The sequence below is a fragment of the Lysobacter sp. CFH 32150 genome (assembly GCF_022758295.1).
In the GTDB taxonomy this organism is placed as follows: Bacteria; Pseudomonadota; Gammaproteobacteria; order Xanthomonadales; family Xanthomonadaceae; genus CFH-32150.
The window spans coordinates 645,617-660,037 of record NZ_JALDWJ010000001.1 but is presented as its reverse complement, the minus strand read 5'-3'; the positions used below and the strand labels follow the sequence as shown (position 1 = coordinate 660,037).

Sequence of the window (14,421 nt, the reverse complement as noted above, 5' to 3'; positions counted from 1 at the left end):
GCACAGCCATGAAACCTTTCAACGTGTTCCCGTACGACAGCACCATCAACTTCATGCGCCTGCGCTGGATCTCGCTGGCGGTCGCGGCGTTGATCATGTTCGTCGGCATCGGTGCGATGTTCGCCAACGGCTTCAATTTCGCCCTCGACTTCACCGGTGGCACTTCGGTGGAGTTGCGCTTCGCCCAGCCGGTCAAGGTCGACGCCGTGCGTTCGCGCCTGGCTGCTGCCGGTTACGAGAGCGCCCAGGTACAAACCCTGGGTACCGGCACCGACCTGCTGGTCCGCCTGCAACCCAAGACGGGCGTCAGCCAGGGCGACAGCAGCCAGATCGCCGAGGAAGTCGTCCGCATCGTTTCCACCAGCGACAACCCCGCACAGCGCCTCAAGAGTGGCTATGTCGGTCCGCAGATCGGCAAGGAACTCGCGCTGAACGGCGTCTACGCGCTGTTGTTCGTGGTGCTGGGCTTCCTCATCTACATCTCGTTCCGCTTCGAATGGAAATTCGCGGTGGCGGCGATCATCACCACCTTGCACGACGTGGTCGTGGTCGCGGGTTGGTTCGCGCTCACCGGCCATGAATTCGACCTCACCGTGCTGGCCGGCGTGCTGTCGGTGATGGGTTACTCGATCAACGACACCATCGTCGTGTTCGACCGCGTGCGCGAGGATTTCCGCTCGGTGCGTGCAGAACCGATGGCCGTGCTCAACCGGGCGATCAACCAGACCCTGTCGCGCACGGTGATCACCTCGTTCGTCGCGTTCCTGACCGTGCTGGCGCTGTACCTGTATGGCGGTGGTTCGCTCAAGGGCATGGCCGAGTCGCAGATGATCGGTATCGTCATCGGTACGCTGTCCTCGATCTTCGTCGCATGCCCGCTGTTGCTGTGGCTGGGCGTGAGCAAGCAGGACCTGATGCCGAAGGCGCGCGACGAAGCCGCGTTGGCACGGCGGCCGTAAGTCGTCCGCTAGCCGCAAGCAAAAAGGCCGCGCAATGCGCGGCCTTTTTGTTGCCTGGTTGTTGCCCGTGTAGGAGCGGCTTATAGCCGCGAGCTTTTATACGGAGCGACAGCTCGCGGCTATAAGCCGCTCCTACGAAAGCAAGCAAGAGCAGTGGGTCAGGCGAACGCGGCGGCGTAACCCGAGGACACGATCGTCTTCTGCAACGCCTCGCTCAGCTTGAGGTTGCCCGCGATCAACTGCCGGCTGCCGATGCCACGTGCATCGAGCGGCCCGGTGGCGGCGCCACGGAAGTCGCAAACGCGTCCGCCGGCTTCGCGCACCAGCAGCACGCCGGCGGCGATGTCCCAAGGCTGGACCCCGGCTTCGAAATAGCCGTCGCTGCGGCCGCAGGCGACGTAGGCGAGGTCGAGCGCGGCCGAGCCGGTGCGGCGGATGTCCTCGGCGTCGCGCAGCAGTTCGCGGATGCACTCGAGTTGCGCGCCAACCCGCGCGCGTTCGCGCGGGGGGAAGCCGGTATTGAGCATGGCGCCGGACAGGTCCTTGCGCTCGGAGACGCGGAGCTTGCGCTCGTTGAGCTGGGCACCGCTGCCGCGGCTGGCCGTGAACAACTCGTTGCGCAGCGGATCGAAGATCACGCCGTGGATCGGCTCGCCGTTCTCGACCAGCGCGATCGACACGCAGTAGTGGGGAAAGCCACGCAGGTAGTTGCTGGTGCCATCGAGCGGATCGATGACGAAGGTGAAACGTCCCTTGCCCGAAGCGCCGCTTTCCTCGCCCAGGATGGCGCAGTCGGGCATCGCGCGCTTGAGTTCCTTGACGACTTCGGCCTCGGCCAGGCCGTCGACTTCGCTGGCGTAGTCGTACCGGTCCTTCTCCACCACATTGAGCGCGTCGAGCCGGTTGATGTGGCGCAACAGCACGTTTCCAGCGGCACGGGCGGCCTTGACCATGATGGTGACGGCAGGCTTTTGCATACGCGACGGACTCCGGGCGCGGGTGGGGACGACGGGGGAAAAGAGCGACCCGGCGCGGTGGCCGGGGCGCGGAGTTTAACATTCACGCCCATGAGTACCGACTCCACTGGCTTCGAAGCCGCTGCTTCACGTCTGCGCATCGTCCTGGTTGGCACCCAGCACCCCGGCAATATCGGCGCCGCGGCGCGGGCGATGAAGACCATGGGCCTGCTGCGGCTGGTGCTGGTCGCCCCGGAAAAGACGCCAGACGACCGCGACGCCATGGCCATGGCGGCTGGCGCCGACGATCTGATCGCCGCCGCGCCGGTGTTCGCGACCCTGGCCGAAGCGGTGGCCGATTGCCGGTTGGTGCTCGGCTGCACCGCGCGCAACCGCCGGGTCCAGCTGGAACAGCTGTCCCCACGCGAAGCCGCGGCGCAGGCGGTGGCCGTGGCCGGTAGCGACGAGGTCGCGCTGGTGTTCGGGCGCGAGCGCACTGGCCTCGACAACGATGAGCTGCAGCTCTGCCACGCTGCCGTGCACATCCCGTCCGATCCGGCGTTCAGCTCGCTCAACCTCGCCGCAGCGGTGCAGGTGCTCAGCTACGAGCTACGCACGACCGCGCTGGCCGCCGCTCGCTCGCCAGGCACGCCCCCGGTCACCGCGACGCCGGCGCGGGAAGGCGCGGCGTCGCATGCCGAACTGGAGGGCTTCTTCGGCCAATTGGCCGATACCCTCGACGCGATCGATTTCCACAAGGGCCGCGCCCCCGAATCGGCGATGCGCAAGCTGCGCCGGCTGTACCTGCGGGCCGGGCTCGACAGCGCCGAAGTGCGGCTGTTGCGCGGGGTGCTGGCGGATGCGCAGCGGATGGCGATGCTGGCGGGCCGGGCCGAACCGGGACCGGACTAGGGCGGTCATCCGGTTCCCCATCCCCCGTCCAGTGGGTTAGGCTCCGCTGGCGTTTTCCGACCTCGGGTTCTCGATTTGGCCGCGTTCCATCGTTGTTTCGCCGCAGTGATGCTGGTCCTGGCTGCGGCGACCATTGCCGCTCTGGCACCGACCCCACTGCAGGCTGCGACCGCCGACGACTCCAACGTATTGGTGATCGGCCGCATCAGCGACGATCCCAAGGCCCATTACGAACAACTCAAGCCGCTGCTCGACTACGTCGTGCCGCGGATGGCGAACGTCGGCATCCGCGAGGGCCGGATCCTGATGGCGCGCGACGCGCAGCAGATGAACAGCTACTTGCGCCGCGGTCGCGTCGACTGGGTCACCGAAACCGCCGGCACCGCCATGCTGTTGCAGAAGGGCTCGGGCGCGCGTCCGCTGCTGCTGACCGAACGCGACGGCGTCAGCCGCTACCGCACCGTCTTCTTCGCTCGCCGCGACAGTGGCATCCGCTCGTTGGCCGACCTGCGCGGCCGCAGCGTGGCCTTCCAGAATCCGTTGTCGACCAGTGCCTATTACGTGCCTGCAAGCGAGCTGATTGGCGCAGGCCTGACGCTCGAGATATTGCTCTCGCCAATGGACCGGCCGGCATCGGGCTCGGTCGGTTACCTGTTTGCGCGATCCGAGCTCAACATCGCCACCTGGGTGCACAAGCGGCTGGTCGATGTCGGGGTGATGAGCAACCTCGACTGGCAGAACCCGCAACGCGTGCCACTGGCGTTCCGCCGCGACTTCATTCTTATCCGCGAAACTCCCGACTACCCGCGCGCGCTGGAAATGGTGCGTGGGAATCTCGATCCGAAGGTCGAGGCGCGGTTGCGCCAGGTGCTGATCGAGGCTGCCAACGACCCGGATGCGCGCGAGGCACTGCTGCGGTTCTTCAAGACCACCCGGTTCCTGCCGATCGACACTACGGCGCGGCATGCGCTGGAACACATCGGCAAAGGCGTGCAGCGCGTGCACGCGGAAGTCGAATGAACCTGCGCTTCAGCCTGCAGACGAAGTTCATCGCGGGCATGATCGTGATGTTGCTGGTCGTACTGACCGTAGTCAGCCTGATGTGGCAGCGCCAGAACACGATGCAGGGTGAAGTCGCCAGCCTGGCACGCGGCTCGATGCATGACTTGGTGTTCGAGCGCCTGCGGCGCCGTGGCGAATATGCGGTCGCGCAGCTGGCCGACACGCTGACGAACCCCTTGTATTACTCGGACCTCGACGCGATCGGTAGCATCGCGCGCACCACGTTGCGCCAACCTGACGTGAGCTATGTGCTGGTGTTCGATCCGCAGGGCAGGATCGTTCACGACGGTTCCGGCGACATCCCGGCTTACGGTCGGCCGATGAGCGATCCGTTCGCGTTTGAAGTGATCGCCGCACGCGCACCGCACACGCAGGTGTCGGAGCATGTGGTCGACATCGCCAGCCCGATCATGATCGGCGGGCAGCGCCTCGGTGGCGTGCGCGTCGGTTACTCGCTGGCATCGATGCGCAGCGACGAAGATCGCGCCACCCAGAGCATGACCGGTCGCCTGGACATCATCAGCCAGCGCCATCTCGGCTGGATCACCCTGCTCGGCGGGGCACTTCTGGCACTCGGTGTAACCGCAGTGTGGCTGATGCAGCGAGCGCTGGTGCGGCCGATCCGGCAGCTCGCGCACGCTGCGCGCGAAATCGAGACTGGCAATTTCGAGACGGACACCCCGGTCAGCAACCGCAGCGACGAAGTCGGCGATCTCGTGCGTGCATTCGGGCGCATGAGCCACAGCGTCGCGCGCCACGACCGCGACATTCGTCGCATGGCCTACACCGATGCATTGAGCGGCCTCGCCAATCGCCTTGCGTTCCGCGAAAACCTCGACCAGCGCCTGTTGCAGTTGCGCGGGGCCGGCCGGCAGTTGGCTTTGCTGTTCGCCGACATCGACGACTTCAAGCGCGTCAACGACACCCTTGGCCACGATGCCGGCGACGACGTGCTGGTGCAGTTCGCCAATCGCATCCGCGAAACGGTCGAACGCATCGGCGGTGAGAATGCGGTGCTGGCGCGTTTCGGCGGCGACGAATTCGTCATCCTCCTGCAGGGCCAGGCCGACGGCGACGTGCGCACCGCTGCCAGCCACCTCGCCGAAACTCTGGTGGCCGAACTGAGTCGGCCGATCCTGGTTCACGATCGCCAGGTGTTCCTCGGCACGTCGATCGGCATCACGTTGTTCCCGGAAGATGCGTCGGGGTCGACGATGCTGATGAAAAACGGCGACATCGCGATGTACCAGGCAAAAGTGGCTGGCAAAAACTGCTATCGCTTCTACAGTCGCGCGATGGACCAGGCGGTGGAGCGGCGTGTGCGCATGGAGCAGGAGCTCCGCGGCGCCTGGGAACGCGGTGAACTCAGCCTTGCCTACCAGCCGGTGTACCGCCTCGCCGATGGCCAACTCGTTGGCGCCGAAGCGCTGTTGCGCTGGCAGCATCCGGAACACGGCGCGATCGCGCCGTCGGTGTTCATCGATGTCGCCGAGCAGAGCGGCCTGATCGAGACGATCGGCCTGCAAGTGCTGCGCACCGCCTGCAACGATGCTGTGCGTTGGCAGCAGATGCGTAGCAATGCCGAACCCTTGTTTGTTTCGGTCAACGTCTCGCCGCGGCAGCTGCGCAGCGGCGACCTGCCGCAGGTGGTCGAAGCCTGCCTGAGAGAAAGCGGCTTGCCCCCATCATGCCTGCACGTGGAGCTCACGGAGACGGCGGTGATCGGTGACGAGCTGCACGCCAGCAGCCTCCTGGCGCGCCTGCGCAACAGCGGCGTGAAAGTATGGCTGGATGACTTCGGCACTGGCTTTTCCGGCCTCAGCCACCTGCGCCGAGTGCCGGTCGACGGCGTGAAGATCGACCGCAGCTTCATCGCCGACGTGCTGCGTGATCCGGACGACCTGGCCCTGACGACGGCGATCATCGCGATGGCGCATTCGCTCGGGATCACGGTGATCGCCGAGGGCGTCGAGAAAGAAGGCCAGTACGCCATCCTGCGCGAGCGCGGCTGCGATCTTGCACAAGGGTATTGGCTGGGGCACCCGGTGAACGTGCAGGAGTTCAGTTTGCTGCTGGCCGGGGCGCAGCAGCTGCAAACTAGGAACTAGAAGAATCGATCCAGCATCTGCGCAAGTAGTGCAGCGAGATTGCCGGACAGGAACCCGAACGTCACGACCGCTGCACTGCCAGCGACCCAGGCCACAGCCATCAGCACGCCGTCGCGTTCCAGAAGTGCCAACGCGAACAGCAACAGCAGCCCGCCGAACACGAAGTTGGTGAACGGGATCGGCAGCGAGGTCAGCACACCGAGCAGCACCAGCAACAGGCCGGTGAGCAGGGTGGCGATGCGGTGATCGAGCAACAGCGTGAGGCGCGGTTTGATCAGGTGTTCGAGACGCCCAAGCCAGGGCGAGATCAGCTTGTCGAAACGTCGCAGTGCTTGCCGATGCGGACCGCGTTTGGCGAGGAATTCCGGCAACCACGGTTTGCGCAGGCCGATCAGCAGTTGTGCCCCGATCAACATGGCGAGCGGACCACTGATCGCGCCGCCGATCGGAATCGGGATGAAAGCGGGCAGGGCGGAGACGAACAGCAGCATGCCGAAGGCGCGGCGGCCGAGGCCGGCGAGCAGTTCGCGCAGGGTGAGGATGTCGTCGGGGTTGCCCTCGGCGAAGCTGTCGAGGATGGCCCGCGTGCCGGCCTCGCGTGGGCGGCGTGGGCGCGATGGATCAGCTTTCATCATCAGCGTCGTCGCGCTCCGTGTCGATACGTTGCAGCAGCAGCTTGTCGACGCGCGGGCCATCGAGGTCGACGACTTCGATGCGCCATCGGCCCCAGTCGAAATGCTCGCCTGCATGCGGAATGCGCCCGAAACGCGCGATCGTCATGCCGGCGGCCGTGTGATAGTCGTACTCATCCTCTTCCGGCAGCGCGACGCCGCCGAGCAGTTCGCGCAGATCGTCGATCGCCATCGCGCCGTCGACCAGCAATGAACCATCATCGCGTTCGATCACCATCGGTTCGGCGTCGGCACTCTCGCTGGTCTGCAGGCGACCGAAGATCGCGCCCATCAGGTCGGTGACGGTGACCATCCCCTGGATTTCGCCGTACTCGTCGACCACCAGCGCCAGCGATTGCTGTTCTTCGCGGAAGATTTCCAGCAGCTTCAGCGCGTACGTCGATTCGGATACAAACAGCGCGGGACGGATGTCGCGGAACAGGTCCGGCTCGCCCTTGCCGAGTTCGTCCAGCAGCGTTTTGACTTCAAGCACGCCGATCACGTCGGCGTCGCTGCCGCGGTAAACCGGATAACGCGAGTACGGCGTCTCGCGCATGGTTTCGAGGTTCTCCTCGAAGCTTGCCGCCCCGTCCAGCCAGGTGATGCGCATGCGCGGCGTCATCAGGCTCTCGGCGGTGCGATCGCCGAGGCGCATGACACGGTTCATCATGTTGCGTTCGTCGGCGTCGATCACGCCCTGCTCGTGGCTTTCGCTTACCAGCAGGTGGATTTCCTCTTCGGTGATCGCGCTGCGGGCGTCGTCCTTGATCCCGAGCATCCGCAACACCAGTCGGTTGATCGCGCCCAACGTGAACACGATCGGTTTGGCGGCGCGGGCGAGGGCATCGAGCGGAATGGCGATCACGCTCGCGATGCGTTCGGCATTGGTCAGCGCCAATCGCTTCGGGATCAACTCGCCGAAAATCACCTGCGCGGCCGTGATCAGGGTGACCGCGGTGCCGATGCCGATGGGGCGGGCGTATTCCCGGGCCTGCGGCCACATGCCGTCGATCCAGTTGGCGACCATCAGCCCGATCGATTCGCCGCCGAACACACCGGTCAGCACCCCGATCAGGGTGATGCCGACCTGCACAGTCGACAGCAGGTTGTCCGGGTGTTCTGCCAGGGCCAGGGCCTTGCGCGCGCCGCGGCTATGCTCGGCCAGCTGCTTCAGGCGCAGCTTGCGCGAGGTCATCAGCGCCATCTCCGATAGTGCGAAGAAGGCGTTCAGCGCGATCAGGGCGAGGACGATCAGCAGTTCCAGCACGCGGGCGGTTCCGTCCGTAGCGGGGTGGAGGCGGGCAGCATCACGGCGCCTTCGTTGGCGTCATGTGCAGACTGGCAGGGGCTAGGGTCGTCGTCCATGGAATGGCGCCGGGGCGCAGCTGCATCATAACAGCCGTCCTTTTGGCCGCCGTCTCGGCGGTCGGGCGTGGGCAGGATGACATCAAACCGTCATAATCCCGCCCCGCACCCGTACCTAACTCCCGGCGAGGCCTCCGCGATGTTCTCCCTGCAGACGATTTTCGGCCAGGGCAAGCAGTTCTATGGCTTGCTCAATGACGCGGCCGTGGCGGCGCACGACAGCACCAAGGCCTTGCACGAGATGCTGAAGGCGCCGGAGCGCACGCCCAGCCTGGACCTGTTCAAGCTGGCGCGGCAACGCGAGCGGGTGGCTGCCGACAAGATCAGCCAGGCGCTGGTCGACAGCTTCATCACCCCGATCGAGCGCGAGGACATCGAGGCCCTGGGTTCGGCGCTGTACAAGATCCCGAAGCAGGTCGAGCGCTTCGCCGACCGCTATGCGCTGGCCAGGCACCGACTCGAAGGCATCGATTTCGCGCCGCGCGCGTCGATGCTGGAACAGGCCGCCGGCGTGGTCGTCGAGATGGTGAAGGAACTGCCACAGCTACGACTGGAGCCGATGAAGGCGCTCAACGACCGCCTGCGCGTGCTCGAGGCCGAGGCCGACCGGCTGATCCTCGAATTGCATCGGGACATCTACTCCGGCCGCCTCGACGCCGGCGAGATGTTCCTCCTTAAGGAGTTCTTCGAGATCCTGGAAAAGGCGATCGACCGCTGCCGCGAAGCCGGCGTGGTCGCCTACCAGATCGCGCTGAAGAACAGCTGAGGTCGCGGTCATGCTGACCCTCGTGCTGGTGGTGATCCTTGCCGCACTCGTCTTCGAGTTCATCAACGGCTTCCACGACACCGCCAACTCCATCGCCACCGTGGTCGCGACCAAGGTGCTCTCGCCCGGCCAGGCGGTGATCCTCGCCGCGACGATGAACCTGATCGGCGCGTTCGCGGGAACCGCGGTGGCCAAGACCGTTGCTTCCGGCCTGATCGACACCGAGGTCGTCAACGTGACCTCGCAGGTGATCCTGTGCGCTCTGGCTGGCGGCATCACCTGGAACCTGATCACTTGGTGGCTGGGCCTGCCGTCCTCGTCCTCGCATGCACTGATCGGCGGCCTCTGCGGCGCCGCGCTCGCAGCCGCGCACAACGACTGGGCTGCGCTAATCTGGGCCAAGGCCGGCGACGCTGGCTGGACCAGTAACAAGGGCCTGTTGTGGAAGGTGTTCATCCCGATGATCAGTTCGCCGATCGCGGGCTTCCTGCTGGGCGTAGGCATCATGGTGCTGCTGTGGGCGATCATCGCGGGGATGTCGCGCATCGGCGGGCAGATCGCCCGACTTGCACGGCCACGCTGGGTCAATGCGTTCTTCGGCAAGGCGCAGCTCGCCTCGGCCGCCTACATGGGCTTCGCCCATGGCACCAACGATGCGCAGAAGACCATGGGCATCATCGCGTTGTCGATCTTCGGCGCGCAGTCCTCAGGCGCGCTTGAGCACCTGCCGTCGTGGCTCGCCTTCATGCGTCCGGATGGTGGCGAAAAGGACATCGATCTCTGGATCATCATCACCTGCGCGCTGGTGATGGCGGCGGGCACCGCCGCGGGCGGCTGGCGCATCATCAAGACGCTCGGCCACAAGATGGTGAAGCTGCATCCGATCCATGGTTTCGCCGCGGAAACGGCCTCGGCCACCATCCTCACCACCGCTGCGCATTTCGGCATGCCGGTCTCGACCACGCACAGCATCTCGACTGCGATCATGGGCGTGGGCTTCGCCAAGAATCCGCGCGCGCTGAAGTTCACGGTGATCGAGCGGATCATCTGGGCGTGGATCCTGACGATCCCCGCTGCGGGCGGCATCGCCTACGGCTTGCTGCGGCTGTTTGAAGCCCTCGGCTGGGCGTGACATAGCCCCTCTCTCAACGGGAGAGGGGTTGGGGTGAGGGGGGCGAAGCGAGAATGCCGAGTGGACGGGCTGGTTCGAGGACAACTGCACGCGACTGTTGAAGCGGTACTGCAGTGCCAGCATCGTCGCTTCGCCGCCCCTCATCCGCCCTTCGGGCACCTTCTCCCGACGGGAGAAGGGAAAAGAGTTAGAGCAAATCCCCACCTGCCGACAGCATCCGCTCCATGCGATCGCCGAGACCGCCGATCTCGAGGACAAGGCGATCGACCTCGGCGGCGTTGAGGCTGTCGTAAGGACGGTTCTCGCACAGCTGCAGATAAGGCACGCCATCGAGTTCGCCGATGGCGAGGTAGCCGACGCGGCTTTCCCAGTTGAACGCGAGCGCGCGCTTGGCGTCGAGGCCGGTCGTCGGCGCCACCGCGGTGCTCACGCGCAGGTAATCGCGGCCGTCGTCGTCCTGCATCTCCGACAGGAAGATTGCCTGGTGGCGCGTGCCTTGTTCCAGCGAGAGCTCGACGCACAGGACGTACGGATCCTGCATGCTGACGCGATAATCGGAGCTGGCGAGATGGGTGCGGATCTGCTCGAAGTTCTGCATGGTGGTACCAAATCCTTCCTAGGATGCCCGCTATGCTAATCCCCCATGGTCGAACTGTCTGCCGTCGACAAGATCCTCGCCGCGATCCGCGCGATTCCGCGCGGCCAGGTTGCAGGCTACGGGCACATCGCGCAACGCGCCGGCCTGCCTGGCAGGGCGCGGATGGTGGCGCGCATCCTCAGCGAGAACGCCGATCCCAAGCTGCCGTGGCATCGGGTGTTGCGTTCGGATGGTCGCATCGCGTTTCCCGAAGGTTCGAAAGGCCATCGTGAACAGAGCCAACGCCTGCGCGCGGAAGGCGTGATCGTGGAGAAGGGCCGGGTCCGGCTGCCGCGCGAACTCGATCTCGATGCGGAGTTGTGGCGGCCGCGCTAACGGCGACGGAACCAGGCCGCGATGCTGAAACGTTCGCGCCGTGCCGGCAGGACTTCGTGCTCGTGTTCGCTGAGGAAACAGACGCTGCCGCTGCGCGGGACGATGTCGATCACACCGTCGTCGCGATACAGCCGCAACGCGCCGCCATCGTCGTCGCGCCAGTCCGGATTGAGGTAGGTCACGATCGACAACACGCGTGCATCATCGTCGTGGAAGCGGTCGCGGTGGCGCGTATAGCCAGCGCCTGGGGGATACGCGGCGTAATGCGCTTCGACTTCGTCCAGGCCGAGGAACAGGCGGTGGTTGAGTTCGACCCGCAGCGTATCCAGCGTGGCGAGGTAGGCGCTGGCCGCTTCGCCGCAACGCGCATCGTCCAGCCATAACGTGGCGTCGCCGCGGATCTCCCGCCGTAGGGCATGACTGTCGGCGCGCCCTACCGAGGCTGCGTCCAGCGCGTTTTCATTCCGCAGGCGCAGTAGATCGGCACGCAAGGCCGCAGCCAGCACCACGTCCGGCAACGCTGGCATGTAGCAGGCACCGTGCGCGTGCAACGCCATTGCGATGGCATCGGCGTCGGGGGCGACCACGGGCAGGGCGGGCATGCGGCTATCATATCCGCGCTTCCATGAGGTGCTCCCCCGATGTTCTCCAACCTGCCGCCCGTCACCAAGGCGCTGTTGATCGCGAATGGCATCGCCTTCGTGTTGCAACAGCTGCTCGGCGACATGACCTTCGCACCCTTCATGCTGTGGCCCCTGGGCGACAGTGGTGTCGATCCCTATGCGTCGATGCAGACCTTCCTGCCGTGGCAGCTGGTCAGCTACGGTTTCCTGCACGGCGGCTTCGCCCACCTCGCGTTCAACATGCTCGCGCTGGTGATGTTCGGCGCGCCGCTGGAATACACCTGGGGTAATCGTCGCTTTGCCACCTATTACTTCACTTGCGTGATCGGCGCCGGCCTGTGCCAGTTGGCTGTCGCGTCTTGGGCGGTGTCGCAGGGCGGCGGTGCGTATCCCACCATCGGCGCATCAGGCGGTGTGTTTGGCCTGCTGCTCGCCTACGGCATGCTGTTCCCAAACCAGCGCGTGATGCTGCTGATCCCGCCCATCCCGATGAAGGCGCGTACGCTGGTGATCGTCTACGGCGCGATCGAATTGCTGCTCGGCATCACCGGGACGCAATCGACCGTGGCGCATTTCGCCCATCTGGGCGGCATGCTGTTCGGGTGGTTGCTGATCCGTTACTGGCGTGGGCAACCGCCGTTCGGCAAACGCGGACCACCGCGGCCGCGGATCGTGCGCTAGGCCGCGGAGCCCAGCGCTACCCATTGGACAATCGCGTCAAGATTTTGTCCTTGTTGCGGTTTGCGTGCGCTTACTTCTTCTTCGCGGGTTTCTCTGGTTCGACCGGGGCTGGTGGCGCCGGTTCGGCCCAGATCGCGACGCGTTGCTCGGGCTTGAGCTGCATCGCACCGGCCTTGCAAGCATAGGCTTCGCCGAATGCGGGTTGGTTCATCAGCGGGCCGTTGACGCGCCATTGTCCCGGTGAGTGCACGTTGGTCGCAGCGCGCTGGGCCGCAGCTTCGGCGCTCAGTTGTTGCACCCACACGTTCGCCCACCCTTTGAAGAAGGCCTGCTGCGATTCCTTCAACGCTTGCGGTTGCGCCTGGCGATAGGCATCCCATGCCAGTTCGATGCCACCGATGTCGGCAACGTTGGCGTCGCGAGTCTGGCTGCCGTTGAGCTTGATGCCCTTGAGCGCGGGGTAGTCGAAGCCGCCGTACTGCGTGACGACACGTTGCCCGAGCGCATCCCAGGCGCTGCTTTCGGCCGGCGTCCACCAGTCGCGGAGGTTGCCGGCGGCATCGACCAGGCGGCCCTTGCCATCCACGGCATGACTTAGTTCCTGCGCAACCAGCGCGCCGAACGAGCCGTACTGGGCTGCGGTGTCCTGGGTCATGTCGAGCACCGGTGCCTGCAGCATCGCGGCGGTCACGATCAAGCGGTTCTGCGCGAGGTCGTACGCGAGGGCCGGCTGCTGCGGCAGCACGTCCCAGCGGCGATCGGCGTTGCCGCGGCCGATGCGCTTCATTTCCTCGCGGTGGTGCCAGGTCGACGCGATCAGCATGTTGCCGCCGAAGCTGCCACGGCCCATCGGTTGCACGGTGTAGTCGAGGTCGCGACGCGGCGTGCCGATTTCGATCTTCAGCTTGTCGAGCTTGGCCTTGGCTTCGGCTTTGGCCGTAGCGCCCATCCAGGTGTTGCGTTCGATGGCGCGACCGAGCGCATCGCGCACTTCGGTGGCCAGCGTTTCGGCACGCGACTTGGTGCCGGCCGGCAGGTAACGCCCGGCGTATTCGCGGCCAAGCATCGGCCCGGCGGCGATGTTGATCGCGCCCAGCACGTGCGACCAACGCGGGGGTGGCGCAGACTCGCCGCGCAGTACGCGACCCCTGAATTCGAATTCGGCATCGCGCCACGCTTTCGCCAGATATGGCGCCATCGCGTTGCCGACGTGGAAACGCAGGTAGGCCTTCCATTGATCCGGTTTCAACCCGGCGACGAGCGCTTCGAGCTGCGCGAACAGTGCCGGATTGGCGATCGAGACGCTGTCGTCGGTCACGCCCTGCGCCTTGAGGAATTCGCCGAGTTGCAGTCGCTTGTAGGTCTTGGCGAGGTCGGCGACGGGCACCGGTGCGTAGTTGGCGAGTGGATCGCGCAGCGACACCAGCGGCTTGGAGGCTTGCGCGAGGCGTGTCTCGAGATCGATCACGAGTTGCGCATCGCTGGCGAGCTTGTCCTGCGGCGTGCCGGCCAATGCAAGGATCTTCTGCACGTAGTTGTTGTACTGGCCGAATATCTTGCGCGCATCGGCGTTGGTGCTCGTGTACCAGGCCGGGTCGGGCAGGCCGAGACCACCCTGGCTGAAGTAACCGATATGGCGGTTGAGATCCTTGAGGTCGATATCGGCGGCGAAGTTGAATACGACCGGGATACCGATCTGGTGCAGCGCGGCGATCGCCGGTGGAATGTCCTTCGCGCGCTTGATGCTGTTGATGCGCCCAAGCAGCGGCGCGACCGGATTGGCGCCGTCACGCTCGACCGCCGCTTCGTCGAGGCCGCTGGCCCAGAAGTCGCCGAGCAATTTCTGCACGTTACCCTGGGGCGCGGTCATCGCCGTGTCGAGCAATTCGCGCTGCTGCTGCTGTGCGCGCTCGGCGAGTTGGCTGATCGCTGACGCCGCGCCATTCGCGGGGGCCGGATTCGCCTTGAGCCAATCGGCGTTGACGAAACTGTAGTAATCCGTACAGGCCGTCGCTGCCGCGGGCTCTTTCGGTTTGGCGGGGGCCTTCTTTTTCTTCTTGGCAGCATCCGCGTCGGGCGCGGCGAGGGCGGCGATCAGGCTGAGGCCCAGTGCGACTGCAAGCATGTGCGGCTTCGGCATGCGATTCCATCCGGTGACGAGTCGCCGGAGTGTAACAAGCGGCCGTCGGCGGCCGATGAATGCTGGCCAAGAA

At 65.4% G+C, this 14,421-nt stretch carries 14 protein-coding genes; 8 read left to right on the top strand and 6 right to left on the bottom strand.

What is annotated here, in order from left to right; translation table 11 throughout:
- Window positions 1–8: 8 nt before the first annotated feature.
- On the top strand, window positions 9–959 hold the full coding sequence (gene secF, locus MO486_RS02970; RefSeq protein WP_242904428.1) for a protein translocase subunit SecF: 951 nt from the start codon (window positions 9–11) through the stop codon (window positions 957–959).
- A 158-nt stretch (window positions 960–1,117) separates the two neighbouring features.
- Here secF and MO486_RS02965 read toward each other — a convergent pair whose 3' ends face one another.
- On the bottom strand, window positions 1,118–1,936 hold the full coding sequence (locus MO486_RS02965) for an inositol monophosphatase family protein (protein WP_242904427.1): 819 nt from the start codon (window positions 1,934–1,936) through the stop codon (window positions 1,118–1,120).
- Between the two features lie 90 nt (window positions 1,937–2,026).
- On the opposite strand from MO486_RS02965, the gene MO486_RS02960 reads away from it, so the two are divergent.
- The 3 genes from MO486_RS02960 (at window position 2,027) to MO486_RS02950 (ending at window position 5,997) form a co-directional block, all read left to right on the top strand.
- Window positions 2,027–2,827 (top strand): RNA methyltransferase, encoded by an 801-nt coding sequence (locus tag MO486_RS02960; RefSeq protein ID WP_242904426.1) that lies wholly within the window; start codon window positions 2,027–2,029, stop codon window positions 2,825–2,827.
- A gap of 108 nt (window positions 2,828–2,935) precedes the next feature.
- Window positions 2,936–3,847 (top strand): phosphate/phosphite/phosphonate ABC transporter substrate-binding protein, encoded by a 912-nt coding sequence (locus MO486_RS02955; protein ID WP_242904603.1) that lies wholly within the window; start codon window positions 2,936–2,938, stop codon window positions 3,845–3,847.
- Window positions 3,844–5,997, top strand: a complete 2,154-nt coding sequence (locus MO486_RS02950) for an EAL domain-containing protein (protein WP_242904425.1) — start codon at window positions 3,844–3,846, stop codon at window positions 5,995–5,997. The genes MO486_RS02955 and MO486_RS02950 overlap by 4 nt, the downstream gene beginning before the upstream one ends.
- On the opposite strand, the gene MO486_RS02945 is transcribed toward MO486_RS02950, so the two are convergent.
- Window positions 5,994–6,629 carry an exopolysaccharide biosynthesis protein gene (locus MO486_RS02945; protein ID WP_242904423.1) on the bottom strand — a complete coding sequence of 212 codons (636 nt, stop codon included), beginning with the start codon at window positions 6,627–6,629 and terminating at the stop codon, window positions 5,994–5,996. The genes MO486_RS02950 and MO486_RS02945 overlap by 4 nt on opposite strands.
- The gene (locus MO486_RS02940; protein ID WP_242904421.1) at window positions 6,619–7,935 is read right to left on the bottom strand and encodes a hemolysin family protein; all 1,317 of its coding nucleotides are present in this window, start codon (window positions 7,933–7,935) and stop codon (window positions 6,619–6,621) included. Before MO486_RS02940 ends, MO486_RS02945 begins: the two co-directional genes overlap by 11 nt.
- A gap of 237 nt (window positions 7,936–8,172) precedes the next feature.
- Between MO486_RS02940 and MO486_RS02935 the strand changes: the two genes are divergently transcribed.
- Window positions 8,173–8,799 carry a pit accessory protein gene (locus MO486_RS02935; RefSeq protein WP_242904419.1) on the top strand — a complete coding sequence of 209 codons (627 nt, stop codon included), beginning with the start codon at window positions 8,173–8,175 and terminating at the stop codon, window positions 8,797–8,799.
- Window positions 8,800–8,809: 10 nt separating this feature from the next.
- Window positions 8,810–9,931 carry an inorganic phosphate transporter gene (locus tag MO486_RS02930; protein ID WP_242904417.1) on the top strand — a complete coding sequence of 374 codons (1,122 nt, stop codon included), beginning with the start codon at window positions 8,810–8,812 and terminating at the stop codon, window positions 9,929–9,931.
- 187 nt (window positions 9,932–10,118) lie between these two features.
- Here MO486_RS02930 and MO486_RS02925 read toward each other — a convergent pair whose 3' ends face one another.
- On the bottom strand, window positions 10,119–10,529 hold the full coding sequence (locus tag MO486_RS02925) for a hypothetical protein (RefSeq protein WP_242904415.1): 411 nt from the start codon (window positions 10,527–10,529) through the stop codon (window positions 10,119–10,121).
- A 45-nt stretch (window positions 10,530–10,574) separates the two neighbouring features.
- Between MO486_RS02925 and MO486_RS02920 the strand changes: the two genes are divergently transcribed.
- A complete protein-coding gene (locus MO486_RS02920) occupies window positions 10,575–10,904 on the top strand; it encodes an MGMT family protein (protein WP_242904413.1) in 330 nt (109 codons plus the stop codon).
- On the opposite strand, the gene MO486_RS02915 is transcribed toward MO486_RS02920, so the two are convergent.
- Window positions 10,901–11,506 (bottom strand): 2OG-Fe(II) oxygenase, encoded by a 606-nt coding sequence (locus MO486_RS02915; RefSeq protein WP_242904412.1) that lies wholly within the window; start codon window positions 11,504–11,506, stop codon window positions 10,901–10,903. The genes MO486_RS02920 and MO486_RS02915 overlap by 4 nt on opposite strands.
- Window positions 11,507–11,545: 39 nt before the next feature.
- On the opposite strand from MO486_RS02915, the gene MO486_RS02910 reads away from it, so the two are divergent.
- Window positions 11,546–12,208, top strand: a complete 663-nt coding sequence (locus MO486_RS02910) for a rhomboid family intramembrane serine protease (RefSeq protein WP_242904411.1) — start codon at window positions 11,546–11,548, stop codon at window positions 12,206–12,208.
- 70 nt (window positions 12,209–12,278) lie between these two features.
- Here the strand turns inward: MO486_RS02910 and MO486_RS02905 are convergent, their stop codons facing one another.
- Window positions 12,279–14,348 (bottom strand): M13 family metallopeptidase, encoded by a 2,070-nt coding sequence (locus MO486_RS02905; protein ID WP_242904410.1) that lies wholly within the window; start codon window positions 14,346–14,348, stop codon window positions 12,279–12,281.
- Window positions 14,349–14,421: the final 73 nt, after the last annotated feature.

Excerpts from the sequence above, each read along its gene's own strand:
- secF (WP_242904428.1), top strand. The coding sequence starts at position 9 with ATGAAACCTTTCAACGTGTTCCCGTACGACAGCACCATCAACTTCATG.
- MO486_RS02965 (WP_242904427.1), bottom strand. The coding sequence starts at position 1,936 with ATGCAAAAGCCTGCCGTCACCATCATGGTCAAGGCCGCCCGTGCCGCT.
- MO486_RS02960 (WP_242904426.1), top strand. The coding sequence starts at position 2,027 with ATGAGTACCGACTCCACTGGCTTCGAAGCCGCTGCTTCACGTCTGCGC.
- MO486_RS02955 (WP_242904603.1), top strand. The coding sequence starts at position 2,936 with ATGCTGGTCCTGGCTGCGGCGACCATTGCCGCTCTGGCACCGACCCCA.
- MO486_RS02950 (WP_242904425.1), top strand. The coding sequence starts at position 3,844 with ATGAACCTGCGCTTCAGCCTGCAGACGAAGTTCATCGCGGGCATGATC.
- MO486_RS02945 (WP_242904423.1), bottom strand. The coding sequence starts at position 6,629 with ATGAAAGCTGATCCATCGCGCCCACGCCGCCCACGCGAGGCCGGCACG.
- MO486_RS02935 (WP_242904419.1), top strand. The coding sequence starts at position 8,173 with ATGTTCTCCCTGCAGACGATTTTCGGCCAGGGCAAGCAGTTCTATGGC.
- MO486_RS02930 (WP_242904417.1), top strand. The coding sequence starts at position 8,810 with ATGCTGACCCTCGTGCTGGTGGTGATCCTTGCCGCACTCGTCTTCGAG.
- MO486_RS02925 (WP_242904415.1), bottom strand. The coding sequence starts at position 10,529 with ATGCAGAACTTCGAGCAGATCCGCACCCATCTCGCCAGCTCCGATTAT.
- MO486_RS02920 (WP_242904413.1), top strand. The coding sequence starts at position 10,575 with ATGGTCGAACTGTCTGCCGTCGACAAGATCCTCGCCGCGATCCGCGCG.
- MO486_RS02915 (WP_242904412.1), bottom strand. The coding sequence starts at position 11,506 with ATGCCCGCCCTGCCCGTGGTCGCCCCCGACGCCGATGCCATCGCAATG.
- MO486_RS02910 (WP_242904411.1), top strand. The coding sequence starts at position 11,546 with ATGTTCTCCAACCTGCCGCCCGTCACCAAGGCGCTGTTGATCGCGAAT.
- MO486_RS02905 (WP_242904410.1), bottom strand. The coding sequence starts at position 14,348 with ATGCCGAAGCCGCACATGCTTGCAGTCGCACTGGGCCTCAGCCTGATC.